Source organism: Pseudooceanicola sp. DL12, from assembly GCF_056270665.1.
This window is the reverse complement of record NZ_CM149884.1, coordinates 4021753-4048435: the sequence shown is the minus strand read 5'-3', so window position 1 is coordinate 4048435 and position 26683 is coordinate 4021753. Positions and strand designations below refer to the sequence as shown.

Genomic DNA, 26683 nt, shown 5'->3' with positions numbered 1-26683 from the left:
GATTGCCGGGGGGGCGGTGTGACGGGCCTGCCCGTTGGCGATGGGGAGCCGGATGCTGAACCACCTGTTTCGCAACAATCCACGCCGAAAGGTGCCGCAGGACTGGCGGGTGCTGCCGATCAGCGATGCCCGGCGGCCCGGGGCCTCGGGGGCGGGGGAGATGCGCATCAACCTGGCCCTGCAGGAGAGCGCCAACCGCTTCGACTGTGGCGTGCTGCTGCGGGTCTCCATGCCGCTGGGCGGCGGGGACGAAGGGCCGGAGGGCGAGGATCCGCGGCCGGCGCTGGCACGGGCGCTGGAAGAGGCGGTGACGCGGCAGCTGGCGGGGCGCGGGATCCTGGCGGTGGTGCTGACGCGGCCCGACAGCGTGGCGCTGCTGAGCTATGTCACCAGCCTGCGCGAGGGCGAGAAGGTGCGCCGCGCCCTGGAGCGCGGCTTTGGCGGCCGCGGCGTGACGGTGATGCAGGAAAACGACTATTTCTGGCAGGTCTACCGCGAGCTGCTGCCGATCTGACGGCGACGGGCGCCTCAGCTCCCGGATCCTGTGACGTGCTCCCCGTAGTGTCCGCGTTTTTCAGTTCGCTCTGTTCAGGGTTTGGTCCTCTACTGACCGTTGGTGATACTCCCACGGGGTGAGCCCGTCGAGGCTCGTGTGGGGGCGGTGGTGATTGTAATCGGTGCGCCAAGCCGAGATCAGTTCTCTGGCATGGCGCAGGTTGGCGAATAGGTGCTCGTTTAGACACTCGTCGCGCAGGCGGCCATTGAAGCTTTCTACAAAGCCGTTCTGCATCGGCTTTCCTAGAGCAATATAGTGCCACTCGACCTTGCGATCCTCCTGCCATTTCAGAATGGCGTTCGAGGTCAGCTCCGTCCCATTATCGCTGACCACCATGCAGGGATAGCCACGCGTTCGGGCGATGTTATCGAGTTCCCGCCCTACGCGCTGCCCAGACAGCGAGGTGTCGACCACACAGGCCAGGCATTCCCTGCTGAAGTCATCGATGACGCACAGGACGCGGAACCGGCGCCCATCCGACAGGCTGTCTGAGACAAAGTCCAATGACCATCGTTGGTGCGGCCCTTGCGGGATCGCCATGGGCGCGCGCGTTCCAATCGCTCGCTTGCGACCGCCACGCTTACGCACTGTCAGGCCTTCTTCTCGGTAGATCCGGTAGAGCGCTACGCCCTACAAACGATCCCCCGGATCGTTTGCTTCACGGGCTTCGATCCAGTTCACCTGCCAGCCCTCTCGGCCCAGCAGGAGGTGCAGCCTTCGATAGCCGAAGCGCCGTCGTTCGCTGGACAGTTCCTTCAGCCTCTCTCGTAGCTTGGTATCCGCAGGTCTGGTTGATCGCCGCCTGTAGACGCGCGGATCAATCCCGGCCAAGGCACAGGCCCGACGCTGGTTGTAGCTCTTCTCTTTCATGGCCCAGTCCACAGCTCGTCGCTTTGCACCGGGCTTCAGAAGTTTTTTCCCAGCATCTCCTTGAGCGTGGCCACGTCGAGCATGTGTTCCGCCAGCATCTTCTTCAGCTTCGCGTTCTCGACTTCGAGCGCCTTCAGCCGTTTGGCCTCTGACACCTCCATGCCGCTATACTTCGAGCGCCACTTGTAAAACGTGCCATCGCTGACACCGTGCTTCCGGCACAGCTCCTTGGCGCCTATCCCAGCCTGGTGCTCCTTCAGGATGCCAATGATCTGCTCTTCACTGAAACGGCTCTTCCGCATTGTCTGTCTCCTCGTTTGGAGAACAGGCTAACTTCAAACTGCGGACTTTTCAGGGGAGCACGTCAACGGCCTTGAGCTGGCGGCGGCGGTGGCGCTCGGAGAGCAGGGCGATGGCGCTGCGATAGCGGGCGCGACTGATGGTGCGGGTGATCTCGCCGCGGATGCCGCGGCTGGCCTGGATCGTCGAGCCGCCGGTGGCGGGCGCCGCGCTCTCGATATGGGCGGGCCAGAGGGTGAGGCTGTCGACGCCGGTTTCCCAGGACATCTGCAGCCAGGTATCCACCGGCCGGTCGAAGCGGTTCGAGCGCAGCAGCAGCTGATGCGCGGCCCGGCGGCCGAGCAGGTAGAGCGTGGCGGTCAGCCCGATGACCTTGGGGCGGAAGAGGCGGATGCCCTCTGCCTCGTCGATCAGGCCCACGGGGACCTCGCGGTCTCGCATGGGAAAGCGGATCAGGCTGTCCTCGGTGCCGTGTTTCAGCGCCAGGGCAAGGGCGGCGGAGAAGCCCTCGGTGACGGCCAGGTCATCCTCGGCCACCAGGCCGAAGGGGGCCGCGCCGCCGGCAATGCGCATCCAGGCGCTGCGGTGCGACAGGAAGCAGCCGATCTCCGACGGCATCAGCCCGAAGGGATAGCGCGGGCTGAGCATGTCGCGTTCGGTCACCGCGGCGCGTTCGCCGGGGGTCATGGCGCGGCCGTCGGTGGCGCGGATCAGCTGGACGTCGGGCAGGTGGTCGCGAAGCGCCTCGATCAGCGGTTCGCGGGCCGTGCTGCCGGCCAGGTGGATGACATGGGTGCTGGTCATGAGGCGGGTGTAGGCGGGAAGCGCGCGCCGGTCCAGTGCGCTGTTGCGGCGGGGGCGGAAAGGGGCGGCGGAATGGGGGCGCTGCCCCCGCCGGCCTGCGGCCGCCTCCCCCGGGATATTTCTGGCCAGATGAGGGGAGCCGGGCGGGGCCAGGCGGGCCGGGCGGCGATCAGTCGTTGAGGCCGAGCACGTCGAGCATGTCGTATTCGCCCGGGCCTTTGTCCTGGCCCCAGAGCGCGGCCTTGAGCGCACCCTTGGCAAAGACGGTGCGGTCCTCGGCGACATGGCGCAGCACGATGCGTTCGCTTTCCGAGGCGAAGATCACGTCGTGTTCGCCGACGATGCCGCCGGCGCGCACGGCGGCAAAACCGATATGGCCGCGCTCGCGGGCCCCGGTGATACCGTCACGACCGCGGTCGGAGACCTCTTTCAGATCCACCTGGCGGCCCTCGGCGGCGGCCTCGCCCAGCATCAGCGCGGTGCCGGAGGGGGCATCGACCTTGCGGCGGTGATGGTATTCCACCACCTCGATGTCGAAATCCTCGTCCAGCGCGGCGGCGACCTTTTTCGTGAGCTGCATCAGCAGGTTGACGCCGAGGCTCATGTTGCCGGCGCGGACCACCACGGCATGGCGGGCGGCGGCGGCGATCTTCTCGAGGTGTGTCTCGTCCATGCCGGTGGTGCCGATCACGTGCACGCAGCGGGCCTGGGCGGCGAGGGCGGCGAATTCCACCGTGGCGGCGGGGGCGGTGAAGTCGATCACGGCCTGGGCCTTCGAGAAGGCCTCGAGCGGGTCGTCGGTGACGGTGACGCCGAGCGGGGCGCCGCCCATGCAGTCGCCCAGGTCGCGGCCGATCCAGGCGTGGCCCGTGCGCTCGACCGCGCCGACGAGGCGGGCGGCGTCGCTCTCGGCGACGGTGCGGATCAGCATCTGGCCCATGCGGCCCGAGGCCCCGGTGATCACGATTCCTGGAAGCTCCGACATGCTCTGTTCCCTGTCTTTCGGCGGTCTGACGTTGCGCGCCTGCTTAGCGCGCCGGGGCCGCCTTGGCAAAGGCGGATCTGTGGGCGGACCGGGAGGAGGGGCCGCCCGGGCGCACGGGCGCGATCACGCAGAGATGCGCGGGCGGGCGTCACGCTCTGCTTGGCAAAGCGCGCGCAACCGACTAGATGCAGGACATGAGCAAGAACAAGTTCCATGACGGGCCCGGGCCCTCGCAGCGCCAGCTTCGCGTCGGCGAAACCATTCGCCGTGCGCTCTCGGAAGTGCTGCAGCGGGGCGATATCCACGATCCCGACCTGAACCGCCTGTCGATCACCGTGGGCGAGGTGCAGGTGAGCCCCGACCTGAAGATCGCCAAGGCCTATGTCATGCCGCTGGGCGGCGGGCACGTGGACGATGCGATCGAGCTGCTGGCCCGCAACCGCGGCGAGCTGCGCCGCATCATCGGCCGCAAGCTGAACCTGAAGTACACGCCCGACCTGCGCTTTCGTCCCGACGAGACCTTTGACCAGCTCGACAATACCCGTCGGCTGTTCTCGGACGAGACGGTGCAGCGCGACATTGCCGCGCGCGACGATGAGGACGGCGAGGAAGAAGAGTAGGCCCGGTGTCGCTGCGCGCCCTGCTCCCCGGCCGGTTCTCCCGCCCGTTTTTCTCCCTGATTTCGGCCCTGTTTTCGGCCCCGTTTCCCGCCTCGTTTGGCGCCCTTTCGCGGGGCCGCGGGGGCAGTCCGAAATCCTGTGGGAAGGCCCGTCCGATGGCGGGTCTGATGCGCTGCCTGCCGTTCTGCCTGCCGGTATTTGCGGCGCTGCCGCTGCTGGCTACCGCCCGTCCCGCCGAGGCCGTCGAATGCCGCAACGAGACCTGGGAGGCGAACCGCTATTCCGTCTGCGAGGTGGATGCCGCGCAGGAGGACCTGCGGCTGTTCCTCTATGATCCGGGCGGTGCGCCCTATGGCGATTTCGAGGCGCTGAAGGCGCGGCTGGCCGGGCAGGGCAAGACCCTGGCCTTTGCCATGAACGCCGGCATGTACCATGAAAACCGCGCCCCCGTCGGCCAGTATGTCGAGGAGGGCGAGGAGCTGATGCACCTGGTGCCCAACGCGGGGCCGGGCAACTTCGGCCTGCTGCCCAATGGCGTGCTCTGCATCGCCGGGGGCCGTGCCGACGTGATCGAGACCCTGCGCTTCGAGAAGAGCGGGCAGAGCTGCCGCTTTGCCACCCAGTCGGGGCCGATGCTGGTGATCGACGGCAAGCTGCACCCGCGGTTCCTGCCCGACAGTACCTCGCGCTATATCCGCAATGGCGTGGGCACCTCGGCCGACGGCAGCCGGGTGGTCTTCGTGATCTCGCGCAATGCGGTGACCTTCTGGGAATTCGCCAGCTTCTTCCGCGACGGGCTGCACCTGCCGCAGGCGCTCTATCTCGACGGCAATGTCTCGCGCCTCTATGCGCCGGAGCTGGGCCGCGACGACTGGGGCCGGCAGATGGGCCCGATCGTGGCCGTGGTGGCGCCAGAGCCGGGGGCCGAACAGGACGAGGCCTCCGCCGGGGCGGACTAGGCCGGGGGCGCCTTGATCCGGGCGCCGAGCCAGGCCAGCCCGACATAGAGCCCCGAGGCCACCAGCACCGATGCCACTCCGAGCGCCTCGGCCAGGAGCCGGTGTTCGGCGGCACTGTGATTGCCGGGCCGCGTCAGCAACAGCACGATCGCCCCGGTCATCAGCGCCCGGGAGAGGATCGGCCAGGCCGGCAGCACCCGCAGCCCGAAGACGACACAGGCCGCCACCGCCACGAGCTGCAGCCCCGCGAGGTTGAGCCGGTCGGCCACCAGCCCGGCGAGGAAGATGCCGATCACCGCGCCGGATATCCGCTGCATTGCCGCCACCGGGTGCCGGGGATCCGCCGCCAGGGCCACCTGCAGGAAGACGAAGGGGATCCAGTACCCCTCGGGCAGGGCCAGCGCCCGCGCCGCCCAGATCGAGAAGAGAAAGCCCGAGCCGAAGCACAGGATCTGCGCCGCCAGGGGCATCATGCCGGCGGTCACGGGTGGCGGGCGGCGAAAGCTCTCCATGTTCAGCCAGAGCGCGGTGGCGGTGCCGATGACGCCGCCTGCGATCAGGCTGCCGGCGGTCCAGAGATCAAGTGTCATCCCCGGCACCATGGCGAGGAAGACCCAGCCGAAGGCGGCCTGGCCGAAGGCCATGGCGCCGCCGATGCGCAGCCCCCAGGCGATCAGCGCGACCAGCGCCAGCGCCACGAGGTAGAGCGGCATCGCGCCCGGCAGGGGCAGCATCAGCATCATGGCATAGGCGGCCAGGGCGATCAGCGGCGTGCCATAGGCCCAGCGGCGGTCGGCGGAGAGGCAGGCCAGAAGGCCGATGATGAAGCCGATCAGCGGCGGCGCCGGGCTGATGCCGAGGAGCAGCGCCAGTACCGGCAGCGGCAGGGCCGCGAGGGCGAGGCGCCCGATGATGGTCCACGGCAGGTAGGTCGGCATGGCGGTACTCACTGCGGTTGCGAGGGCAGGGTGCTGTGGAAGGGGGAGCTATGTCTAGGGGGAGGGGGCAGCGCGGCGGTCATTCCCGTTGCAGGGCTGCCCCCCGCCCTCAGTGATAGCTCTCGCCGGGCGCCACCGGTTTGCGGAAGGTCCAGTAGATGAAGCCGGTGTAGATCAGCACGATCGGCACCATCGGGATGGCGCCGAGGAGCAGGAAAAGCTGGCTCTCGGGGGCGGCGGAGGCCTGCCAGAGCGTCATCGAGAAGGGCACCAGGTAGGGGTAGACCGAGATCGCCAGCCCGATGAAGCAGAGCAGGAAGAGCGCAACCGTCGAGACGAAGACCATGAAGCCGCGGCCGTCGCGCACGCCCCTGGCCGCGATCAGCGCGAGGAGCGCCGTCAGCACCGGCACCGGCAGCAGCCAGAAGAAATCCGGCATGGTGAACCAGCGGGCGCGGATCTCGGGGCTGGCGAGCGGGGTCCAGGCCGAGACCACGACGATGAAGAGCAGCAGCGCCCCGAGGAGCGGCGGCGCCCAGTCGGCGGCCTTGTCCCGCAGCGGGCCGGTGACGCGCATCATCAGCCAGCCGGAGCCCAGCAGCGCATAGCCCGCCACCACGCCCAGCCCGCAGATCAGCGCGAAGGGGTGCAGCCAGACGAAGGAGCCGCCGGCGAACTGGCCGTTCGCCACCGGGATGCCGTGCACGATGGTGCCGAGGATCACCCCCTGGAAGAAGGCCGCGACGGTGGAGCCGAGCCAGAAGGCGGTGTCCCACCAGCGGTGATCGGGTTTCGAGACCTCGCGGAACTCGAAGGCCACGCCGCGGAAGGCCAGCGCCAGCAGCATCCCGATGACCGGCAGGTAGAGCGCCGGCATGATGATGCCGTAGGCGCCGGGAAAGGCAATCCAGAGGCCGCCGCCGCCGAGCACCAGCCAGGTCTCGTTACCGTCCCAGAAGGGCGCGATGGAGCTCATCATCTGGTCGCGCTCGCGTTCGTCGCGGGAGAGGGGGAAGAGGATGCCCATGCCAAGGTCGAAGCCGTCGAGCAGCACGTAGAGCGCCACGGCGACCGCGATCAGCACCGCCCAGATCACCGGCACCCATTCTGTCAGGAACAGCGAATTGTCCATGGTCACTCTCCCGGTGCGGTGGTTGCGGAGGCGGGTGCATCGGCGGCGCCTGCCAGCGGCCTCAGCCCGCTGGTCTCGGGATGCGGGCCGCTCTCGCTGCCGTCATCCTCTCCGGGGCCGGCCCGCAGGATGCGCGCGATATAGGTGACGCCGGCGGCAAAGATGATGCCGTAGACCACCGCGAAGGCCAGCAGCGTGAAGGCCACCGCCCCGCCCGAGACGGGCGAGACCGCATCGGCGGTGCGCAGGATGCCGGTGGCGACCCAGGGCTGCCGCCCGGTCTCGGTGGTGTACCAGCCGGCGATGACGGTGACGAAGCCGATGGGCCAGAGGTAATGGGCATATTTCAGGTAGCCGGTGGCGGTGAAGAGCCGCCCGCGCGCCCAGAGATAGCCGCCGGCGATCACGCTGAGGAACATAACGCCCCAGAGCGCCACCATGATGCGGAAGCCGAAGAAGGGCAGCGGCGCATAGGGCAGGTCGTCGGCGGGGAAATCCTTCATCCCCTGCACCGTGCCGTCGAGCGAGCGGGTGAAGAGGATCGAGCCCAGGTAGGGAATCGAGATCTCGAACTTGTTGGTCTGGGTCTCCATGTCGGGCCAGGCGAAGGCCACCCAGGGCACCGGGGTGCTCTCCTCGCTCTCGGGGCCCCAGATCGCCTCCATCGCGGCCAGCTTGGCGGGCTGATGCGCCACCGTCGACAGGCCCGAGCTGTCGCCGAACCAGCCCTGCAGCGGCACCAGCACGATCAGCAGGCCGAGGCCCATGCGCACCGATGTCCTGGCCTTTTCCAGGGACTTGCCCTGCAGCAGCCAGCGGCAGCCCGAGGCGAAGACCACGAAGGCGGTGGTGATGTAGGCCGCCGTCACCATGTGCGCGAGGCGGGTGGGGAAGGTGGGGTTGAAGATGATCTTCATCCAGTCGACGGGATAGGCCTTGCCGTCGATCACCTCGTGCCCGGTGGGCATCTGCATCCAGGAGTTGGCCGAGAGGATCCAGAAGGCCGAGAGCGTGGTGCCAAGCGCCACGCAGAGGCAGGCCGTGAAATGCAGCCAGGGCGGCACCCGGCCCCAGCCCAGCAGCATCAGCCCGAGGAAGGTGGCCTCGAGGAAGAAGGCCGTCAGCACCTCGTAGCCGATCAGCGGGCCGATGACGTTGCCGATGCCCTCGGCATAGGCGCTCCAGTTTGTTCCGAATTGGTAGGACATGACGATGCCGGAAACGACGCCCATGCCGAAGGAGACTGCAAAGACCTTGGTCCAGAAGCGGGCGAGCTGATTGTAATGGTCGCGCCCGGTCTTCAGCCAGAGGCCCTGGAGCACGGTGATCCAGGCCGCGAGGCCGATGGTGAAGGAGGGGAAGATCACGTGGAAGGTGACGGTGAAGGCGAACTGAAGCCGTGACATCAGGACGGGATCAAACTCCATGGTGATGCCTCCGGCCCGGTGTCCGCGTGATCCTCTGCATGGTCTGTGCCCCCTTGCCTGGCCGCGGCGATGCTGCGGCGGCCTGCCCGGGCGAATCCTAGGCAAGGGCGCACGATTCCATCAAGACGACAATCTGACTGCGAGGTAAGTTGATCGGACATGTGGTCCGGTTGCACGGCGCGGGCGGCGCCGGCGGCGGGAACTGCTCTTTTGCGTGGCGGGACGGGGGATTATCTGTCAGCGGTTGGCGCAAACAGGATGGCCGTGCGGGGCCTTTCCGGCACCATGTCGGAGGATCCCTGGGCGCCCGCGAGGGGCCATCCACGGGGCTGTGTACGGGGCTGTGCAGGGGCTTGTGCAGGGGCCATCTACGGGGCCCGCAACGGAACAGGGACCATTGGGAACGACGGACAGATGACGATCACGCAGGAAGACGAGCTGGAAGCGCTGAAGGAAATCGGGCGCATCGTGGCCAATGTGCTGCGCGACATGATGGCGGCGACAGAGCCCGGCATGACCACCGCCGAGCTCGACGGGATCGGGGCCAGGCTGCTGGAACGCGAGGGCGCCGTCTCGGCGCCGCAACAGGCCTATGACTTCCCCGGGGTCACCTGCATCAGCGTCAACGAGGAGATCGCCCATGGCATCCCCGGCACCCGGGTGATCGCGGCGGGCGACCTGGTGAACATCGACGTCTCGGCCAGCAAGAATGGCTTTTTCGCCGATACCGGCGCCAGCTTCCAGGTCGGGCCGGCGGCGCATCCGCTGCTGACGCAGCTCTGCCGCGACGGGCGCCGCGCCATGGAGATCGGCATCGACCAGGTGGGCAGCAACCGCCCCCTCGCCGGCATCGGCCAGGCCATCGGGCGCTTTGCCCGGGCGGGCGGCTATACGCTGATCCGCAACCTGGCCAGCCACGGCGTGGGCCGGTCGCTGCATGAATACCCCGGAGAGATCGCCACCTGGCCCACCCGCAACGACCGCCGACAGATGACCCGCGGGCTGGTGCTGACGGTCGAGCCCTTCCTGTCGACCGGCGGGCGCTGGGCGAACGAGGGCGAGGACGGCTGGACCCTCTATGCCGACCCCTCGGCGCCGGTGGTGCAATACGAACATACCGTGGTGGCCACCGACCGCGGCGCGATGATCATGACGCTTCCGGGCTGAGGCGCCGGGCGGGGGAGGAGCGGCGGCAGTGCTGGATGCTTGACGCAGGGCCGGGCGGGCTGTACCTGCCGGCCTTCGATTGATCTCAGGTGACGGACGAGGGGCAGAATGGCACGCAGACGCAAGGGGCGCGACATTTCCGGCTGGCTGGTGGTGGACAAGCCTGCGGGGCTGACCTCCAACGCCGTCGTGAACAAGGTGCGCTGGGCCTTCAATGCCAACAAGGCGGGCCATGCGGGCACGCTCGACCCGGAGGCGACCGGCGTTCTGGCCGTGGCGCTGGGCGAGGCGACCAAGACCGTGCCCTTCGTCACCGACGCGATGAAGGCCTATGTCTTTACCGTGCGCCTGGGCCAGGCGACCAACACCGACGATGCCGAGGGCGAGGTGATCGCCGAGAGCGTCTCGCGCCCCGGCGACGAGGAGATCAAGGAAGCGCTGCATACCTTCGTGGGCGACATCATGCAGGTGCCGCCGAAGTTTTCCGCGGTGAAGATCGACGGCGAACGGGCCTACAAGCGCGCCCGCGACGACGAGGACTTCGAGATCGCCGCGCGGCCGCTCTTTGTCGAGAGCCTGATCCTGCTGGACCGCCCCGACGAGAACCACGTGATGCTCGAGATGGTCTGCGGCAAGGGCGGCTATGTGCGTGCCATTGCCCGCGACCTGGGCGAGGCGCTGGGCTGCTATGGCCACGTGAAATGGCTGCGCCGGGTCTGGTCCGGGCCGTTCGAGGCCGGCCAGGGCATCAAGATGGACGAGATCGAGGCCCTGGCGCGCACGCCGGAGCTCGACGGGAAGCTGCTGCCGCTGGAGCTGGGCCTGGCCGATCTGCCGGAGGTCAAGGCCACGGCCGAGGGCGCGGTGCGCCTGCGCCACGGCAACCCCGGCATGGTGATCGCCAGCGGCGTCGACTATGGCGAGGACTGCTGGGCCAGCTTCGACGGCCAGCCGGTGGCCGTGGGCACCCTGCGCGGCGGCGAGCTGCACCCGAGCCGGGTGTTCAACCTGTGAGGCCCGGGATCCGGTGATCGAACGGCGGTTCCTGAAGGGCGACGCCGAGAGCACGGCGCTCTACTCTCCCTGCGAGCGCTATCGCTATGCGCTGACCCGGGAATGGGGCGGCGGGCCGCGGCTGCTCTACGTGATGCTGAACCCCTCCAAGGCCACCGAGGTGCAGAACGACCCCACCATCGAGCGCTGCGAGCGCCGGGCGCGGGCGCTGGGATACGGCGGATTTCGCGCCTGCAACCTCTTTGCCTGGCGCGAGACCTCTCCGGCGCTGCTGAAGAAGGCGGAAGAGCCGATGGGGGCGGAGAACGATGCCGCGCTCGCCGATGCGGCCGCCTGGGTGGGCGGTGAGGGGCTGATCCTCTGCGGATGGGGCGTGCATGGTGCCTTCCGGGGCCGTGGCGCCGCGGTCGAGGCGCTGCTGCGCGGCACGGGCCGGCGGCTGGGCCACCTGGGCCTGACGAAGGAGGGCCACCCGCGCCATCCGCTCTACGTGGCCTATGCGACGCAGCCGGCGGAGTGGCGGGAGGGCTGACAGCGGGGCGCCCGGGACGCGGTTCCGCCTCCGGCGGCCGTATTTCGGGAAAGATGAAGGGGGGACGTGGTGCCCTTTGTCATCTGGTCGGCCATGCGGCTTTGACAGGGGGGCGCCCGGGAGGCGGCATCTGCCGGGGAGGCGGCGGGATGTCCGTATTTGGGGAAAGATGAAAGGCCTGTGCCCGGGAGGCTGAGACGCGCAGGGGCTTCCCAAGCGGGGGGAAATGCTCTATCAGCCCGAACTTCACCCGGGGAACCGGGCGAATCCTCCATGGACCCTGCTGGACGACATCCCGGCTTGTGCCCTCACCCTTCAACCTAGGAGATCCCGATGTCGATTACCGCTGAAGAAAAAGCACGCCTGATGAAGGAATACGCGACCAAGGAAGGCGACACCGGTTCGCCCGAAGTCCAGGTCGCCATCCTGTCCTCGCGCATCGCAACGCTCACCGAGCACTTCAAGATCCACAAGAAAGACAACCACGGCCGCCGTGGTCTGCTGATGATGGTTGCCCAGCGCCGCAAGCTGCTGGACTACCTCAAAGGCAAGGATGAGGCCCGTTACCAGGACCTGATCAAACGTCTGGGTCTGCGTCGCTGAGCCACGCAATCGTCCCTGCGGCCCGCTCCGGCAGGCCGTGACACGGATGATCCCAATGCAACGCCCGTTCCGAAAGGAGCGGGCGTTCTGCATTTGATCATATCTTTTGCGCCGGGATCGGGGCGGATGACGCGACGTCCGCCGGGCCGGGCTGTCTGCGCCGGATTGACCGGCGGGGCAAGGCGGCCCTCTGCTGGAGCGTTATCTCTTTCGAGGAGTTCCCGCAGATGACGAAACGCCTTTTTCCGGCCCTCGCGGCCACGCTGATGCTGGCCGCGCTTCCGGCCCTGGCCCAGGAGGGTGCCGAGGCGCCGCTGCCCAAGCTGGGCCCCGATGCCGTGCCGATCACCGCCGATGCCGCCTATGTGCGCAGCCACGAGGCGCCCGATTTCTGGGCCTTTGCGCCCTTCATCAAGCCGCAGTTCACCACCTCGGCCTGTTCCATCGCCGCGGTCACCGGGGCGCTGAACGGGCTGCGCGGCCTGCCCGCCAATGCCGAGGACACGGTGACGACCCAGGAGCAGATGCTGGAGCTGACCGGCGATCCGAAATGGGCCGAGGTTTCGGCCGAGGGCGGCGACGGCGTGACCTTCGACCAGCTGGTGACCTTTACCGGAGAGGCGCTGGCTGCCAATGACATGCCCGCCACGGTGACCAGCTTTCACCCGGCCGAGGCCAGTGCAGAGACCCTGGCCACCCTGCGCGGCATGTTGAGCGAGAACGAGACATCCGCCGCCGATGCCCTGCTGGTCTATTTCAACCAGGGTGTCGTGACCGGCGACTGGGACGGGCCGCATGTCTCGGTGATCGGGGCCTATGACGCCGAGGCGGACCGGGTGCTGATCCTCGAGGTCGACCAGGAATGGTACGTGCCCTACTGGACGCCGACGTCGGTTCTGCTCGACGCGATGGTCAAGCCGACCGGGCCCGAGCACGGCGTGCTCGAGGGGCAGACCGGCGGCCTTGTCCGCATCGCGATGTGAGGAGCGGGCGCGCGAGAGAGAGAGCGGCGCGCGCCTTCAGTCCTGCGTCTTCAGCGCCTGCAACAGGGTGCGATAGGCCTGCACCGCGTCCTCCTCGCGGCCCAGCTCGTCGGTGTTCATGGTGAAGGCCACGCAGTAGCGGTCGCCGTCGGTATCGAGCTGGCTCGTCAGGTTCAGCACCCCCGGCTCGGAGCCGCCCTTGTAGGCCACCCGTGACCAGCCCTGGCCGGCGGCGGGGCCGGGGTTGATCGTCATCAGCGGCAGGTCGGCCACGTCTGCCATCAGCGTGCAGAGCTGCGTCGCCGGCAGGTACCATTCCACCCCGTGCAGCGCCGGGCCGGTGATCGCCGTCACCGGCGGCAGCGGGTCGTCGGCGATGTCCTGCAGGATGTCGAGCCGCATGGCCGGATCCGAGGCATCATAGAGCCGCGCCAGCACCGGATCGGCGCGCAGGGTGAAAAATTCGCGCGTGGTCAGCGGTTGCGGCGCGCCGAGCGCCTCGGCCACGGCCTCGCGGCCCAGCACGTCGATCAGCACGTCGGTGGCGGTATTGTCGCTCTGCGAGATCATCAGCGCGGCCAGGCTCTCCAGCGTCATCGTGGTGCCGGCGGGCCAGTCCTGAAGCATGCCCGTGGGCAGCGAGCGGTGGCGCGCCTCCAGGGTGACGGTGTCGTCCCAGTGCCGGGTGCCGGCCTCGACCTGCCGCTTCAGCGCCGCCAGCACGCCCAGCTTGAAGGCCGAGCCCACCGCCAGCGGCATGTCGGTGCTGTCGCCGATCTGCACCGCGCCGTCGCGGATCACCATCAGCGACATCCGCCCCGGCAGCGCCCGCAGGGCGGCCAGCGCGGCATCGAGCGCGGGGGCGATCGCCTCGGCGCCGCCGAACCACAGGCCGGCCACGCGGTCTTCGGCATCCAGCGCGATGCGCGCCGGCACCTGCATGCTGCCGTCGCTGATGGCATAGCCTTCGCCGGCGGGGATCACGGTGATCTCCTCGCCGTCGAGCGCGGCCGAGACCTGGGCCAGCACCGCGCGCAGCTGCGGCAGCGGCACCTGCAGCAGGAATTCCGGGGTAAAGTCGCGCTCCTCGACCGGGGCCTTCAGCAGGGCCTTCAGGCGCAGCGTCTCGGGGGTGTCGGCGGCGGGCGACAGCACGGTGGCGGTTTCGCTGGTGGCACCCGTGGTCGACCCCGTGGTCGCGGGCGCGGATCCGGCTGCAGGGGCGGGCCCCGTCGGGGCCTGCTGGGCTTGGGCGGCCGGGGGCGCCAGCAGGGGCGGCAGCAGGGCAAGCGACAGCCAGAGGGCGGTGCCGAAGCGCAGCGCCGCGCGCAGGCTCCGCGGGGGGGCGCGCCGGATGGCCGATGGACGGGCCTGGGGGAAAAACGCGTTGGTCATGCAACCACTTCTACGCATTGGCCGAAGCCGAGGAAAGGGGATAGCCGCGCCCGCGGCGGCCGGCCGCCGGGGCATTTCCGGGCGATGTTCGGAGTGAGGTCGGACGTGACCTCAGGGGCGATCTCGGGGGCGATCTCGGAGGGCTTCGACCCCGCCGCTGTGGGTGCCGTTGCGGCAACCTCGCCCGGAGGCCCTGTGGATCCCTCCTGTAGAGACCCCGTGCGGCTTCCGGAGGGGGCACCTCGGCGGGTCTCGCGGGGGCCGCTGACGCTCGCGCCGGCCCCCCGTCAATGCGGTGATTCCCGGCAGTGCGCGGCAAAGGGCCGAGACTGTCCGCAAAACCGCCGGCTCCGCACGTGTGCAGAGTGGTTTTTTGCCGCGGGATGTTTCCAAATTCGTGAAATGCGTGTATGGCCCGCCCATCTGAGACGTGGCGCGCAGACCCCCGCGCCGTGAAGCAAAGGATGATGGGGTCGGTGGCAATGGGGCCACCATGCAAACGGAAGACCCGGGAGGGCCCGGGAGAGCTTCCAGACAGGATACGCTGATGTTCAACGTAACAACCAAATCCATGCAATGGGGTGAAGAGACCCTGACCCTCGAGACGGGCAAGGTCGCCCGTCAGGCCGACGGGTCCGTCATTGCAACGCTCGGCGAAACCTCGGTCATGGCCAACGTGACCTTCGCCAAGGAGCCCAAGCCCGGCCAGGATTTCTTTCCGCTGACCGTGCACTACCAAGAGAAGTATTACGCTGCCGGCAAGGTGCCCGGCGGCTTCTTCAAGCGCGAAGCCCGTCCGACCGAGAAGGAAACGCTGACCGCGCGCCTGATCGACCGTCCCGTGCGCCCGCTCTTCGCCCCCGGCTTCAAGAACGAAGTCCTGGTGATGTGCACGGTGCTGAGCCACGACCTGGTCAACGATCCCGACATCGTCGCCATGATCGCCGCCTCGGCCGCGCTGACCATCTCCGGCGCGCCCTTCATGGGCCCGATCGCCGGCTGCCGCGTCGGTTTCACCGACGGTGAGTACGTGCTGAACCCCTCCGTCGACGACATGCAGGGCCTGCGCAACAATCCCGAGCAGCGTCTCGACCTGGTTGTCGCCGGCACCAAGGATGCCGTGATGATGGTGGAATCCGAAGCCTACGAGCTGACGGAAGACGAGATGCTGGGCGCCGTGACCTTTGCGCACGAGCAGATCCAGCCGGTCATCGACCTGATCATCGACCTGGCCGAATCCGCCGCCAAGGAGCCCTTCGACTTCCAGTCGCCGGATTACTCCGAGCTCTACGCCGTGGTGAAGGCCGCCGGCGAGGAGAAGATGCGCGCCGCCTACGCGATCCTGGACAAGCAGGAGCGCACCGCTGCCGTTTCCGCCGTCAAGGAAGAGATCAAGTCCGGCCTCACCGAGGAACAGCTCGAAGATGCCAACCTCGGCTCTGCCCTGAAGAAGCTGGAATCCGCCGTGCTGCGCGGCGATGTCGTGAAGAACGGCAAGCGCATCGACGGCCGTGCCACCAACCAGGTGCGCCCGATCGTGGCCGAAACCGGCATCCTGCCCCGTACGCACGGCTCCGCGCTGTTCACGCGTGGCGAGACCCAGGGCCTCGTGGTCACCACGCTGGGCACCGGCGATGACGAACAGTTCATCGACGCGCTGCACGGCAACTTCAAGTCGAACTTCATGCTGCACTACAACTTCCCGCCCTACTCGGTCGGTGAAGTGGGCCGCGTTGGTTCCCCGGGCCGTCGTGAAATCGGCCACGGCAAGCTGGCATGGCGCGCCCTTCAGGCCGTTCTGCCCGCCGCCACCGATTTCCCCTACACGATCCGCATCGTGTCGGAGATCACCGAATCGAACGGCTCCTCCTCGATGGCTTCCGTCTGCGGCGGTTCGCTCTCGATGATGGATGCAGGCGTGCCGCTCAAGGCCGCCGTGGCCGGCGTGGCCATGGGCCTGGTGCTGGAAGACGACGGTGAATACGCCATCCTGACCGACATCCTGGGCGACGAGGATCACCTCGGCGACATGGACTTCAAGGTGGCCGGTACCGAAGCGGGCATCACCTCGCTGCAGATGGACATCAAGGTCCAGGGCATCACGCCCGAGATCATGAAGACCGCCCTGGCCCAGGCCAAGGAAGGCCGTCTGCACATCCTGGGCGAAATGAACAAGGCACTCTCCGGCGCGGCCGAGTTCTCTGCCCATGCGCCCCGCATCGAGACGATGCAGATCCCGACCGACAAGATCCGTGAAGTGATCGGCTCGGGCGGCAAGGTCATCCGCGAGATCGTGGAAACCTCCGGTGCCAAGGTCGACATCAACGACGACGGCATCATCAAGATCGCCTCGTCCGACGGTGAAGCCATCCAGAAGGCACACGACATGATCTACTCCATCGTCGCCGAGCCGGAAGAAGGCGCCATCTACAAGGGCAAGGTCGTGAAGATCGTCGATTTCGGCGCCTTCGTGAACTTCTTCGGCAAGCGCGACGGCCTGGTGCATGTCTCGCAGATCGAGAACCGTCGCCTGAATCACCCCTCCGATGTCCTGAAAGAAGGCCAGGATGTCTGGGTCAAGCTGGTGGGCTTCGACGATCGCGGAAAGGTGCGCCTGTCGATGAAGATGGTCGACCAGGAAACCGGCGAAGAAGTGAAGAAGGAAGAAGAGGCCGAATAAGCCTCCTTCCTCCGGAAACAGGAAAGGCCCCGCCATGGTGCGGGGCCTTTTTCTTTGGTCAGGGATATCTGCGGGCGGGGCAGGGGGGCTCTGCCCCCGCCGGCCTGCGGCCGCCTCCCCCGGGATATTTCCTGCCAGATGACAGGGGAGCGGTGGCGCTCTTTCATCTGGCCATAAATATCCCCATGCCGGCGTTCAGCTGGTGCAGCAGCTGCCGGTGGGGTGACTGTTCGCTTTGCGGACGCAGCCGCCCGGCCCCCTCGCGGGGGCGGGCAGCTGCAGCCCTCATGCGGATCGGCATCGGTGGTCAGAAATCGACCGCGATTCCCTTTTTCTCGTAATCGCCGTAACGCACCGGCTCGGGGCCGTCGCGGCCGCCGTATTCCTTGGGCAGGGGTTTTGCCTCGGCCTCGGCCCGGGCGCGGCGTTCGGCCGCTTCGGCCAGGGCGCGGAGCGCGGCGGGGGGCAGGTCGCGCGGTGCGGTCTGCTGCAGATCCTGCGGCGTGTCGTCAGTTGTCTCGGACATGGGCATTCCTTTCGGTCTCTTCCATGATATACGCGCTCACCGACCCGTCGCAAGAAGGCCAGGCCCATGCAACCGCCCAGATCCCCGAAACCCCGCTCCGGAAAGCCGGCCGGAAAGTCCCTTGGCAAGCCGGGGGGCAAGCCCGGTGGCAAGACCCGTGGCAAGCCTGGTGACAAAGGCCGTGCCCCCCAGAAGGGCGTGCAGAAGGATCAGCCGCAGGAGCGTGCGCCCAAGGCACCGCCTTCGGCCCGCGCGGCTGCCGTCCGGATGCTGAACGATGTGCTGGGCGAGGCGCCGCGGCTGCTGTCGGAGCTGCGCGAGGCCCCCTGGACCGCTGCCATGGCCGCGCCCGAGCGCGCCCGCGCCCTGCGGCTGGCCACCGAGACCTTGCGCAACCTCGAGCGCTGCGACCGCATGCTGGCGAAGCCGCTGCAGAAGCAGCCGCCGCTGCCGGTGCTGAACGTGCTGCGCCTGGGCACCTTTGAGCTCTGCACCGGGGGCGCCGCCCATGGCGTGGTCAACGACCTGGTGCAGATCACCGGACGGATCCCGAAGCAGGGCCACATGAAGGGCCTGGTGAACGCGGTGCTGCGCAAGATCGCCGCCAATGCCGAGGAATGGCAGAAGCTGCGCGCCCCGCGTCTCGCGGACTGGCTGCGCGAGCCGCTGGCCGAGGCCTATGGCCGCGAGCGCATCCTTGGCTTCGAGACCGCCCATGCCGCCGGCGCGCCGCTCGACCTGACGCCGCGCAGCCCGGAAAAGGCCGCCGAGTTGGCCGAGGCCACCGGTGGCGTGCTGCTGCCCACCTGCTCGGTGCGCGTCGATGCCGGCCAGCAGGTCTCGGCCCTGCCGGGGTACGAGGAGGGCGCCTTCTGGGTGCAGGATGCCGCCGCCGCCCTGCCGGCGCGGATCCTGGCGCCGAAGCCGGGCGAGGTGGTGCTCGATCTCTGTGCCGCGCCGGGCGGCAAGACGCTGCAGCTCGCCGCTGCCGGCGCCGAGGTCACCGCCGTCGATCTTTCCGAGGCGCGGCTGAAGCGCCTGCATCAGAACCTTGCCCGTACCGGGCTCAAGGCGCGGGTGCTGGCCGAGGATGGCCTCGCCCACAAGGGCGCCTATGACGCCGTGCTGCTCGATGCGCCCTGCTCGGCCACCGGCACCATCCGCCGCCACCCCGACCTGCCGCTGGCCCGTGACGGCGCCGAGATCGGCGAGCTGATCGCGCTGCAATCGGCCATGCTCGACCATGCGCTCTCGCTGCTGAAGCCGGGCGGGCGGCTGGTGTTCTGCACCTGTTCGCTGCTGCCGGACGAGGGCGAATGCCAGGTCGAGGAGGCGCTGGAGCGGCATCCCGATCTTTCCGTCGACCGCGCCGCGCTGGATCTGCCCGGTGTCGATCCGGCCTGGCGGACCGAGGAGGGCGGGCTGCGCCTGACCCCGGATCTCTGGCCCGACCTCGGCGGGATGGACGGCTTCTACATGGCGATGCTGCGGCGCAGCTGACGCCGCCGGGGCGCCGGAGGGGATCGGGAGGGGACCGGGAGGGGATCGGGACCGCCTGCGGGCAGAAAAGGACCGATGCCCCGAAACGGGGCCATTTCGGGGCCGTATTGGGGGTAGGGCATCGGGCCCGTTTGGCGGGCGTTTTGTCCCGAAGCCCCCCCCGGGCCGGCCGAGCCGGCGCGGCCTTTGTTGCATTGCGGCATGACAGGTCGGCGGCGGCGCGCTAGGGTGGGGCAGAGCCGCATCTGACGACGGCTGACGAGCGACCACAGGCGGCCCGCAGGGGCTGCCCATACAAGGCAGGCACATGTCCCTATCCGAGCGCCACGCGACCCGCGGCGGACGGGCCGCAAACCGTCTGGCCGCCCTGCGTGCGGCCATGGCCAGGCCTGCGACCGGCCTGACCTGGCAGCCCGAGCCGCGGTCCATCGGCAGCGTGGCGCGGGGGCGGCAACTGCTTGCAGGCAATTACTTTTTCGCTGGCTCCCTGGTGACGAAACGTGATGCCTCTCCCTGGCGGATCGAGGTGCCGGACGGCGATTTCCTCGATGCGCTGCACGGGTTCGAATGGCTCGATGACCTGGCGGCGGTGGGGGACCTGGCGGCGCGGAAGACGGCCCAGGCCTGGGTGGCGGAGTGGATCGCGCTCTATGGGCGCGGCAAGGGGGCGGGCTGGGTGCCCGACCTGGCCGGGCGCCGCTTGATCCGCTGGATCAGCCACGCGCTCTTCCTGCTCCGCGCGTTGGAGGCCGGGGCGGCAGCCGACTATTATCTAAGCCTCAGTCGTCAAACGATTTTCCTGTCACGAAGGTGGAAGGCTGCGCGGCCCGGGTTGCCGCGGTTCGAGGCGTTGACCGGGCTGATCTATGCTGGGCTGTCGCTGAACGGGATGGAGGGGCACCTGGCCCCGGCGCTGGCTGCGCTGGAGCGCGAGGCGCCGCAGCAGATTGACGGCACCGGCGGAATCGTCACCCGCAACCCCGAGGAATTGCTGGAAATTTTCACCCTGCTGACTTGGGCCGCAGAGGCGCTGGAGGATGCCGGCCATGCGGTCGGGCATCAGCACCGCGCGGCCATCGTGCGGATCGCGCCCACCCTGCGCACCTTGCGCCATGCCGATGGCGCCCTGGCCCGGTTTCACGGCGGCGGGCCGGGCGGCGAGGGGCGGCTTGATCAGGCGCTGGCGGCCTCAGGGATCTCGGCCCCGAAGGATGACGGACTTTCAATGGGTTACGCGCGCCTTTCCACGGGCCGGACCAGCGTGATCGTGGATGCGGCCCCGCCGCCCAAGGGCCGTGTCAGCATCCGGGCTCATGCCTCGACCCTGGCGTTCGAGCTGACCTCGGGGCGGCGCCCGGTGGTGGTGAACTGCGGCGCGGGCGAGAGTTTCGGCCATGATTTCCGCCGCGCCGGTCGCGCCACGCCCAGCCATTCCACGCTGGAGCTTGACGGGCTGTCCTCCTCGCGGCTGTCGTCGGGCCGTGGACTGCGCGGCGAAGAGTTTGAAACCGTTCCGAAAAACGTGCCGGTCGAGCTGACGCGGGGCATCGATGGCATGGTTCTCGAGGTGGGGCACGACGGCTATGTGCGCAGCCATGGCCTGACCCATGCGCGACGGATCGAGCTCTCGCCGGATGGGCGGGGGCTGGGCGGTGAGGACATGCTGCTCTGCCTGACCGATGCCGAAAAGCGCCGTTTTGACAAGGCGATGGACAAGCGCAAGCTGATGGGAATCCCCTTTCGGATCCATTTCCACCTGCATCCCGACGTGCAGGCAGGCCTCGACATGGGCGGCGCCGCGGTGTCGCTGGCGCTGAAGAGCGGCGAGGTCTGGGTGTTCCGTCACGACGGCAAGCAGGGGATGGCGCTGTCGGCCTCGGTCTATCTGGAACGTGACCGGATCAAGCCCCGGGCGAGCAAACAAATAGTTCTATCCGGACGCGCGATGCAGTATGCGACCCGCATCCGCTGGTCTTTTGCCAAGGCACAGGATACTCCGCTTACCACGCGGGACCTGTTCCGGGAAGAGGATCCGCTGACGAGTGACCTGACCTGACAGCTTCTGGATTGGCAATATCACCATGACCGACATCATCGCACTGCACCCCGTGCGCCGCGCCCTCATTTCCGTTTCCGACAAGACCGGCCTTGTGGATCTGGCCAAGGGGCTGAAGGCCCACGGCATCGAGCTCCTCTCGACCGGCGGCAGTGCAAAGGCCCTGCGCGACGCGGGCTTCGAGGTGAAGGACGTGGCCGAGGTGACCGGCTTTCCCGAGATGATGGACGGCCGCGTGAAGACGCTGCACCCGATGGTGCATGGCGGCCTGCTGGCGCTGCGCGACGACGAGGGCCATGTGGCCGCGATGCAGGAGCATGGCATCGGCGCCATCGACCTGCTGGTGGTCAACCTCTATCCCTTCGAGGAGACCGTTGCGAAGGGCGCCGATTACGACACCTGCATCGAGAACATCGACATCGGCGGCCCCGCGATGATCCGCGCCGCGGCGAAAAACCATAAGTTTGTCAACGTGGTGGTGGATGTCGAGGATTATGCCGAGCTGCTGGGCGAGCTGGATGCCAACGGTGGCCAGACGTCCTATGCCTTCCGGCAGAAGCTGGCCCTGCGGGCCTATTCCCGCACCGGCGCCTATGACGCCGCGGTGTCGAAATGGATGGCCGATGCGCTCGACTATGCCGCGCCGCGCCGCCGTGTCTTTGCCGGGACCCTGGCGCAGACCCTGCGTTATGGCGAGAACCCGCATCAGGCTGCGGCCTTCTATACCGACGGCAGCGACCGCCCGGGCGTGGCCACGGCCACCCAGCTGCAGGGCAAGGAACTGTCCTACAACAACATCAACGACACCGATGCGGCCTTTGAGCTGGTGTCGGAATTCCTGCCGGCGAACGGCCCGGCCTGTGCCATCATCAAGCATGCCAACCCCTGTGGCGTGGCCCGTGGCGAGACTCTGCGCGAGGCCTATCAGAGGGCCTTCGACTGCGACCGCACCTCGGCCTTCGGCGGCATCATCGCGCTGAACTCGACCCTCGACGAGGCCACCGCCGAGGAGATCAGCCAGATCTTCACCGAGGTGATCATCGCGCCCGGCGCCGTGGATGCGGCCCGCGAGATCCTGTCGAAGAAGAAGAACGTGCGTCTGCTGATCACCCCCGGCCTGGCCGATCCGATCAAGGCGGGCCTGGCAATCAAGCAGGTCTCGGGCGGCTTCCTGGTGCAGGACAAGGACAACGGCCACATCGACATGGACGACCTGAAGGTGGTGACCAAGCGCACCCCGTCCGACAAGGAAATGGCCGATCTGCTGTTTGCCTGGAAGGTCGCCAAGCACGTGAAATCCAACGCGATCGTCTATGTCAAGGATGGGGCCACAGTGGGTGTGGGCGCCGGTCAGATGAGCCGCGTCGACAGCTGCCGCATCGCCGCGCGCAAGGCTCAGGACATGGCCGAGGCGCTCGGCCTGACCGCGCCGCTGACCCAGGGCTCCGTGGTGGCTTCCGATGCCTTCTTCCCCTTCGCCGATGGCCTGCTGACCGCCGCCGAGGCCGGGGCGACGGCCGTCATCCAGCCCGGTGGCTCGATGCGCGACCAGGAGGTCATCGATGCCGCGGACGAGGCCGGCCTCGCCATGGTGATGACCGGCATGCGCCACTTCCGGCACTGAGGCCCGGGACATGCGCACGGTATTCTGGTCCGCCTTCTGGGTGTTCCTTGTCGACCAGCTGAGCAAGTACCTGGTGGTGCACCAGATGAACCTGCCGCAGCTGGGCGAGACCACCATCGTTCCGGGCCTGCTGAAATTCAGCATGGCCTGGAACTATGGCATCAACTTCGGTCTCTTCGCGCAGGGTTCGCCCTGGACCCGCTGGGTGCTGATCGGCGTGGCCTTTGCGATCGCGGCCGGTGTGCTCTTCTGGGTGCACCGCGAACAGCCGCGCTGGATCGGCCGGGTGGCCGCTGGATTCGTCGTCGGCGGTGCCCTGGGCAATGTCGTGGACCGGCTGCTCTACGGTGCCGTGGCGGATTTCGTGAACGTCAGCTGCTGCGGCATCCGCAATCCCTATGCCTTCAACGTGGCCGATGTGGCGATCTTTCTGGGCGTGGTGATGCTTGTCTTCATTCCGGCCGAGAAAGAGGCGTGACCTCGGCCCGCTGATGCGATAATCGTCAGCCAAATCAAGGAGTGTCTCCATGGCCATGGCTCGCGGTCTGATGTTGTTGTCGATTTGCGCCCTGCTGTCTGCCTGCAGCGGGAGCGGCACTTTGCGCAGCCAAACCACCACGGGTGACGGGCCCGAGGAATTCAACATCGTGCCCACCAAGCCGCTGCAGATGCCGCCGAACTATAATTCGCTGCCGGTACCGCTGCCCGAGACAGCGAATCTGGTGGATCAGCAGCCCAAGGCGGACGCGATAGCGGCGCTCGGCGGCAATCCCAAGGCGCTGGCCTCGACCGGGGTGCCGAGCAGCGATGGCGCTCTGGTCAGCTATGCAGGGCGCAATGGCGTGGATCCGGCGATCCGCCTGACCCTGCGCCAGGAAGACGCGGCCTTCCGCCAGCGCGAGGCCCGCTGGTCGAGCCTGAAGTTCCCCAATGTCGACCGGTATTCCGAGGCTTACAGCGGCCAGGCCCTGGATGCGGCGAGCGTGGCGGAATGGTGGCGGCAGCGTGGGATCACCACCCCTTCCTATCCTCCCGAAGGCTGATCCGCGCCGACGCGGACAAGAGGCAGACGGATTTCACGGGCGCCACGGCGCCCGTTTTGCTTTTCGAGGCCGGTTCGGGTTAACTTCACGTTAGCTACGATGGGCGCAGTGTCGCGGCATTCCTTCCGCTTGGTCGGGCCCGACACAATGCGGTGAGAACCATGTCATCCGCTTGAAGACACGGGGGCCGGCCTTATGGTCGCACCATGATCGAGCTGCCGAGAGGAAAGCCCATGCTGACACGCCTGGCCGCCGGGGCCCTGACCCTGGCCAGTCTGAGCGCCCCCGTGGTCGCCCAGGAATCCACCTCCGATATCGTCTCCGACTTCACGCTGGACAACGGCATGCAGGTTGTGGTGATCGAGGATCACCGGGCGCCCGTCGTCGTGCAGATGGTCTGGTACAAGATCGGCTCTGCCGACGAGGTGCCGGGCACCTCGGGGATCGCGCATTTCCTGGAACACCTGATGTTCAAGGGCACCGACACGCTGGCCTCGGGCGAGTTTTCGGCCACGGTTGCGGAGAATGGTGGCACCGACAACGCCTTTACCAGCTATGATTATACGGCCTATTTCCAGCGCGTCGCGGCGGACCGCCTGCCGCTGATGATGGAGATGGAATCGAACCGGATGACGCATCTGGCGCTGGGGCCGGATGACATCGCGACCGAGCGCGACGTGATTCTGGAAGAGCGCAGCATGCGCACCGACAGCGACCCGCAGGCACTCTTCGGCGAGCAGACGCGCGCGGCGCAATTCATGAACAGCGGCTACGGCGTGCCGGTGATCGGCTGGCGCCAGGAGATGGAACAGCTCGATCTCGATGACGCGGTGAACTGGTACAAGACCTATTACGCGCCCAACAATGCGACCCTCGTGGTGGCCGGGGACGTGACCCCCGACGAGGTCAAGGCGCTGGCCGAGCAATATTATGGCGTGATCCCCGCCAACCCCGACCTGCCCGAGCGTGTCCGCCCGACCGAACCTGAGCAGCTGGCCGAGCGTCGGGTGATCTTCCGCGATGCGCGGGTGGCGCAACCCTATGTGAACCGCAGCTACCTGGCGCCGGTACGGATGCACGATGATCAGAAGGAGGCCGCGGCACTGGTGATGCTGGCGCAGCTGCTGGGTGGCGGTCAGACCGGCTATCTGAACGAGAAGCTGGTCTTCGAGGACAAGCTGGCGACCTATACCTCGGCCTATTACAATGGCGGTGGCATCGGAGTGACGACCTTCGGTGCCTATGCCGTGCCGGCCCCCGGCGTGTCGCTGGAAGAGGTCGAGGCGGGTCTCGACAAGGCGCTTGCCGGCTTCATCGAGGATGGCGTGGACCAGGAGGCCCTGGACCGCATCAAGATGCAGGTGCGCGCCAGCCAGATCTATGATCGCGATGACGTGGGCGACATGGCGCGGATGTACGGCGCGGGCCTGAGCACCGGGCTGACGGTCGAGGATATCCAGGCCTGGCCGGATGCGCTCCAGGCGGTCACCTCGGAAGAGATCATTGCCGCCGCAAAGCAGGTGCTGAACCGCGATCACGCAGTGACCGGCTGGCTGATGACCGAGGACGAGACGGGCGACAGCCCGGTGGAAGAGAGCCGGCCGATGCCGGTGTCGGCCGATGAGGAGGTGTCGCAATGAAGCGCCTGATCCTGCCCGTGGTGCTGAGCCTGTTCGCAGCGCCCCTGCACGCGGAAATCGCCATCCAGGACGTCACGAGCCCCGGCGGCATCGAGGCTTGGCTGGTCGAGGAGCATTCCATCCCGTTCACCGCGCTGCAGCTGCGCTTTGACGGTGGCGCAGCGCTGGATGCGCCGGGCAAGCGTGGGGCGACCTACCTGATGACCGGCCTTCTGGAAGAGGGCTCCGGCGACATGGACTCGCGCGATTTCGCCCGCGCGGAAGAGGAGCTGGCCGCCGGCTTCGGCTATGATGTCAATTCCGACAGTCTGACGATCTCGGCCCGGTTCCTGAGCGAGAACCGTGACGAGGCGGTGGCCCTGCTGCGGCAGAGCCTGGTGGATCCGACCTTCTCGGAAGAGGCGATCGGCCGCGTGAAGGACCAGGTCGCCTCGATCATCAGCAGCGACCTGCAGGATCCGCAAACCATCGCGGCGACGGAGTTCAACCAGCTGGCCTATGGCGATCACCCCTATGGCAGTGCGATCGAGGGCAGTATCGACAGCGTGCGCGCCCTGACCCGCGACGATATCGTCGAGGCCAAGAACAACGTGCTGGTGAAGGACCGCGTCAGCGTGGCGGCGGTGGGCGATATCACCCCCGAGGAGCTGGGCAAGCTGCTCGATGACCTGCTGGGCGACCTGCCGACGGGCGGTGCGGCCCTGCCGCAGCATGTCGACCTGTCGCTGACCCCGGGCGTGACCATCGTGCCCTATGATACGCCGCAGGCCCAGGTGATCTGGGGACAGGAGGGAATCGACATGCAGGATCCCGATTTCTTCCCGGCCTATATCCTGAACACGATCCTCGGCGGCGGCGGCTTCGAGAGTCGGCTGATGCAGGAGGTGCGCGAGAAGCGCGGGCTGACCTATGGGGTCTATTCCTGGCTGGCCGATCGCGATTATGCCGACGTCTGGCAGGGTTCTGTCGCCTCCGGCAACGACCGCGTGGCAGTTGCCATCCAGGTGATCCGCGACGAATGGGCCCGGATTGCCGAGAATGGCGTGACCGAGGAAGAGCTGGATCGGGCCAAGAAGTACATGACCGGGGCCTATCCGCTGCGGTTTGACGGCAATGGCACCATCGCCAACATCCTGGTCGGAATGCAGCACGACGAGATGTCGATCGATTATCCCAAGACCCGCAACGACAAGATCAACGCGGTGACGCTCGACGAGATCAACCGCGTCGCGCGGGAGCGGCTGCACCCCGATCAGCTACGCTTCGTCGTGGTGGGGCATCCGCAGGGGCTTGACGAGGTCAATTGAACCCGGGGCGATCTTCGCCCGG

The 26683-nt window shown here is 67.7% G+C and carries 23 protein-coding genes and 1 pseudogene; 16 read left to right on the top strand and 8 right to left on the bottom strand.

The window, feature by feature from the left end; all coding sequences use genetic code 11:
- The first annotated feature begins 52 nt into the window (after positions 1 to 52).
- Positions 53 to 514 (top strand): hypothetical protein, encoded by a 462-nt coding sequence (locus AC0WR5_RS18965; RefSeq protein ID WP_475865367.1) that lies wholly within the window; start codon positions 53 to 55, stop codon positions 512 to 514.
- Between the two features lie 60 nt (positions 515 to 574).
- On the opposite strand, the pseudogene AC0WR5_RS18960 reads toward AC0WR5_RS18965, so the two are convergent.
- The 3 genes and pseudogenes from AC0WR5_RS18960 to dapB form a co-directional block, all read right to left on the bottom strand.
- A pseudogene (locus AC0WR5_RS18960) lies at positions 575 to 1728 on the bottom strand (IS3 family transposase).
- 49 nt (positions 1729 to 1777) lie between these two features.
- Entirely contained in the window at positions 1778 to 2530 is a 753-nt protein-coding gene (locus AC0WR5_RS18955; RefSeq protein ID WP_475865366.1) for a glycosyltransferase family 25 protein, read from the bottom strand.
- A 169-nt stretch (positions 2531 to 2699) separates the two neighbouring features.
- The gene (gene dapB, locus AC0WR5_RS18950) at positions 2700 to 3515 is read right to left on the bottom strand and encodes a 4-hydroxy-tetrahydrodipicolinate reductase (protein ID WP_475865365.1); all 816 of its coding nucleotides are present in this window, start codon (positions 3513 to 3515) and stop codon (positions 2700 to 2702) included.
- 194 nt (positions 3516 to 3709) lie between these two features.
- Between dapB and rbfA the strand changes: the two genes are divergently transcribed.
- Together rbfA and AC0WR5_RS18940 are read left to right on the top strand one after the other, a co-directional pair.
- The gene (rbfA, locus tag AC0WR5_RS18945) at positions 3710 to 4135 is read left to right on the top strand and encodes a 30S ribosome-binding factor RbfA (protein ID WP_475865364.1); all 426 of its coding nucleotides are present in this window, start codon (positions 3710 to 3712) and stop codon (positions 4133 to 4135) included.
- A 155-nt stretch (positions 4136 to 4290) separates the two neighbouring features.
- Positions 4291 to 5094: a phosphodiester glycosidase family protein gene (locus AC0WR5_RS18940; protein ID WP_475865363.1), complete on the top strand. Its 804-nt coding sequence runs from the start codon at positions 4291 to 4293 to the stop codon at positions 5092 to 5094.
- Here the strand turns inward: AC0WR5_RS18940 and AC0WR5_RS18935 are convergent.
- From AC0WR5_RS18935 to AC0WR5_RS18925, 3 genes are all read right to left on the bottom strand, one after another.
- Positions 5091 to 6032, bottom strand: a complete 942-nt coding sequence (locus AC0WR5_RS18935; RefSeq protein WP_475865362.1) for an FUSC family protein — start codon at positions 6030 to 6032, stop codon at positions 5091 to 5093. The two genes, AC0WR5_RS18940 and AC0WR5_RS18935, sit on opposite strands and share 4 nt — an antisense overlap.
- A 109-nt stretch (positions 6033 to 6141) precedes the next feature.
- Positions 6142 to 7164, bottom strand: a complete 1023-nt coding sequence (cydB, locus tag AC0WR5_RS18930; RefSeq protein WP_475865361.1) for a cytochrome d ubiquinol oxidase subunit II — start codon at positions 7162 to 7164, stop codon at positions 6142 to 6144.
- A 2-nt stretch (positions 7165 to 7166) separates the two neighbouring features.
- Entirely contained in the window at positions 7167 to 8591 is a 1425-nt protein-coding gene (locus AC0WR5_RS18925; protein ID WP_475865360.1) for a cytochrome ubiquinol oxidase subunit I, read from the bottom strand.
- 414 nt (positions 8592 to 9005) lie between these two features.
- On the opposite strand from AC0WR5_RS18925, the gene map reads away from it, so the two are divergent.
- The 5 genes from map (at position 9006) to AC0WR5_RS18900 (ending at position 12890) form a co-directional block, all read left to right on the top strand.
- Positions 9006 to 9758 carry a type I methionyl aminopeptidase gene (gene map / locus AC0WR5_RS18920; RefSeq protein ID WP_475865359.1) on the top strand — a complete coding sequence of 251 codons (753 nt, stop codon included), beginning with the start codon at positions 9006 to 9008 and terminating at the stop codon, positions 9756 to 9758.
- A gap of 108 nt (positions 9759 to 9866) precedes the next feature.
- Positions 9867 to 10772, top strand: a complete 906-nt coding sequence (gene truB, locus AC0WR5_RS18915) for a tRNA pseudouridine(55) synthase TruB (RefSeq protein ID WP_475865358.1) — start codon at positions 9867 to 9869, stop codon at positions 10770 to 10772.
- Between the two features lie 13 nt (positions 10773 to 10785).
- Positions 10786 to 11304, top strand: a complete 519-nt coding sequence (locus tag AC0WR5_RS18910; RefSeq protein ID WP_475865357.1) for a DUF1643 domain-containing protein — start codon at positions 10786 to 10788, stop codon at positions 11302 to 11304.
- A gap of 333 nt (positions 11305 to 11637) precedes the next feature.
- Complete coding sequence (gene rpsO / locus AC0WR5_RS18905; protein ID WP_475865356.1) at positions 11638 to 11907, top strand: 30S ribosomal protein S15; 270 nt, start codon at positions 11638 to 11640, stop codon at positions 11905 to 11907.
- Positions 11908 to 12134: 227 nt separating this feature from the next.
- Complete coding sequence (locus tag AC0WR5_RS18900) at positions 12135 to 12890, top strand: phytochelatin synthase family protein (protein ID WP_475865355.1); 756 nt, start codon at positions 12135 to 12137, stop codon at positions 12888 to 12890.
- Positions 12891 to 12926: 36 nt separating this feature from the next.
- Here AC0WR5_RS18900 and AC0WR5_RS18895 read toward each other — a convergent pair whose 3' ends face one another.
- Positions 12927 to 14285: a serine hydrolase gene (locus AC0WR5_RS18895; RefSeq protein WP_475865354.1), complete on the bottom strand. Its 1359-nt coding sequence runs from the start codon at positions 14283 to 14285 to the stop codon at positions 12927 to 12929.
- 547 nt (positions 14286 to 14832) lie between these two features.
- On the opposite strand from AC0WR5_RS18895, the gene pnp reads away from it, so the two are divergent.
- The gene (gene pnp / locus AC0WR5_RS18890) at positions 14833 to 16965 is read left to right on the top strand and encodes a polyribonucleotide nucleotidyltransferase (RefSeq protein ID WP_475865353.1); all 2133 of its coding nucleotides are present in this window, start codon (positions 14833 to 14835) and stop codon (positions 16963 to 16965) included.
- Positions 16966 to 17272: 307 nt separating this feature from the next.
- On the opposite strand, the gene AC0WR5_RS18885 is transcribed toward pnp, so the two are convergent.
- Positions 17273 to 17491 (bottom strand): DUF1674 domain-containing protein, encoded by a 219-nt coding sequence (locus AC0WR5_RS18885; RefSeq protein ID WP_475865352.1) that lies wholly within the window; start codon positions 17489 to 17491, stop codon positions 17273 to 17275.
- A 66-nt stretch (positions 17492 to 17557) separates the two neighbouring features.
- Here AC0WR5_RS18885 and AC0WR5_RS18880 point away from each other — a divergent pair, with 66 nt between their 5' ends.
- The 7 genes from AC0WR5_RS18880 (at position 17558) to AC0WR5_RS18850 (ending at position 26661) form a co-directional block, all read left to right on the top strand.
- Entirely contained in the window at positions 17558 to 18991 is a 1434-nt protein-coding gene (locus tag AC0WR5_RS18880; protein ID WP_475865351.1) for an RsmB/NOP family class I SAM-dependent RNA methyltransferase, read from the top strand.
- Between the two features lie 307 nt (positions 18992 to 19298).
- Positions 19299 to 21047 carry a heparinase II/III family protein gene (locus AC0WR5_RS18875; RefSeq protein ID WP_475865350.1) on the top strand — a complete coding sequence of 583 codons (1749 nt, stop codon included), beginning with the start codon at positions 19299 to 19301 and terminating at the stop codon, positions 21045 to 21047.
- 25 nt (positions 21048 to 21072) lie between these two features.
- Entirely contained in the window at positions 21073 to 22671 is a 1599-nt protein-coding gene (gene purH / locus AC0WR5_RS18870; protein WP_475865349.1) for a bifunctional phosphoribosylaminoimidazolecarboxamide formyltransferase/IMP cyclohydrolase, read from the top strand.
- 10 nt (positions 22672 to 22681) lie between these two features.
- A complete protein-coding gene (gene lspA, locus AC0WR5_RS18865; RefSeq protein WP_475865348.1) occupies positions 22682 to 23149 on the top strand; it encodes a signal peptidase II in 468 nt (155 codons plus the stop codon).
- A 121-nt stretch (positions 23150 to 23270) separates the two neighbouring features.
- Positions 23271 to 23714 (top strand): DUF3035 domain-containing protein, encoded by a 444-nt coding sequence (locus AC0WR5_RS18860; protein ID WP_475865347.1) that lies wholly within the window; start codon positions 23271 to 23273, stop codon positions 23712 to 23714.
- Between the two features lie 233 nt (positions 23715 to 23947).
- Positions 23948 to 25354: a M16 family metallopeptidase gene (locus AC0WR5_RS18855; protein ID WP_475865346.1), complete on the top strand. Its 1407-nt coding sequence runs from the start codon at positions 23948 to 23950 to the stop codon at positions 25352 to 25354.
- Positions 25351 to 26661, top strand: coding sequence for a M16 family metallopeptidase (locus AC0WR5_RS18850; RefSeq protein WP_475865345.1), 1311 nt, complete (start codon positions 25351 to 25353; stop codon positions 26659 to 26661). Before AC0WR5_RS18855 ends, AC0WR5_RS18850 begins: the two co-directional genes overlap by 4 nt.
- Positions 26662 to 26683 lie beyond the last annotated feature (22 nt).

Excerpts from the sequence above, each read along its gene's own strand:
- AC0WR5_RS18895 (WP_475865354.1), bottom strand. The coding sequence starts at position 14,285 with ATGACCAACGCGTTTTTCCCCCAGGCCCGTCCATCGGCCATCCGGCGC.
- AC0WR5_RS18940 (WP_475865363.1), top strand. The coding sequence starts at position 4,291 with ATGGCGGGTCTGATGCGCTGCCTGCCGTTCTGCCTGCCGGTATTTGCG.
- AC0WR5_RS18925 (WP_475865360.1), bottom strand. The coding sequence starts at position 8,591 with ATGGAGTTTGATCCCGTCCTGATGTCACGGCTTCAGTTCGCCTTCACC.
- pnp (WP_475865353.1), top strand. The coding sequence starts at position 14,833 with ATGTTCAACGTAACAACCAAATCCATGCAATGGGGTGAAGAGACCCTG.
- cydB (WP_475865361.1), bottom strand. The coding sequence starts at position 7,164 with ATGGACAATTCGCTGTTCCTGACAGAATGGGTGCCGGTGATCTGGGCG.
- lspA (WP_475865348.1), top strand. The coding sequence starts at position 22,682 with ATGCGCACGGTATTCTGGTCCGCCTTCTGGGTGTTCCTTGTCGACCAG.
- AC0WR5_RS18850 (WP_475865345.1), top strand. The coding sequence starts at position 25,351 with ATGAAGCGCCTGATCCTGCCCGTGGTGCTGAGCCTGTTCGCAGCGCCC.
- dapB (WP_475865365.1), bottom strand. The coding sequence starts at position 3,515 with ATGTCGGAGCTTCCAGGAATCGTGATCACCGGGGCCTCGGGCCGCATG.
- AC0WR5_RS18885 (WP_475865352.1), bottom strand. The coding sequence starts at position 17,491 with ATGTCCGAGACAACTGACGACACGCCGCAGGATCTGCAGCAGACCGCA.
- AC0WR5_RS18935 (WP_475865362.1), bottom strand. The coding sequence starts at position 6,032 with ATGCCGACCTACCTGCCGTGGACCATCATCGGGCGCCTCGCCCTCGCG.
- AC0WR5_RS18955 (WP_475865366.1), bottom strand. The coding sequence starts at position 2,530 with ATGACCAGCACCCATGTCATCCACCTGGCCGGCAGCACGGCCCGCGAA.
- rpsO (WP_475865356.1), top strand. The coding sequence starts at position 11,638 with ATGTCGATTACCGCTGAAGAAAAAGCACGCCTGATGAAGGAATACGCG.
- AC0WR5_RS18965 (WP_475865367.1), top strand. The coding sequence starts at position 53 with ATGCTGAACCACCTGTTTCGCAACAATCCACGCCGAAAGGTGCCGCAG.
- purH (WP_475865349.1), top strand. The coding sequence starts at position 21,073 with ATGACCGACATCATCGCACTGCACCCCGTGCGCCGCGCCCTCATTTCC.
- truB (WP_475865358.1), top strand. The coding sequence starts at position 9,867 with ATGGCACGCAGACGCAAGGGGCGCGACATTTCCGGCTGGCTGGTGGTG.
- AC0WR5_RS18880 (WP_475865351.1), top strand. The coding sequence starts at position 17,558 with ATGCAACCGCCCAGATCCCCGAAACCCCGCTCCGGAAAGCCGGCCGGA.
- rbfA (WP_475865364.1), top strand. The coding sequence starts at position 3,710 with ATGAGCAAGAACAAGTTCCATGACGGGCCCGGGCCCTCGCAGCGCCAG.
- map (WP_475865359.1), top strand. The coding sequence starts at position 9,006 with ATGACGATCACGCAGGAAGACGAGCTGGAAGCGCTGAAGGAAATCGGG.
- AC0WR5_RS18875 (WP_475865350.1), top strand. The coding sequence starts at position 19,299 with ATGTCCCTATCCGAGCGCCACGCGACCCGCGGCGGACGGGCCGCAAAC.
- AC0WR5_RS18900 (WP_475865355.1), top strand. The coding sequence starts at position 12,135 with ATGACGAAACGCCTTTTTCCGGCCCTCGCGGCCACGCTGATGCTGGCC.
- AC0WR5_RS18855 (WP_475865346.1), top strand. The coding sequence starts at position 23,948 with ATGCTGACACGCCTGGCCGCCGGGGCCCTGACCCTGGCCAGTCTGAGC.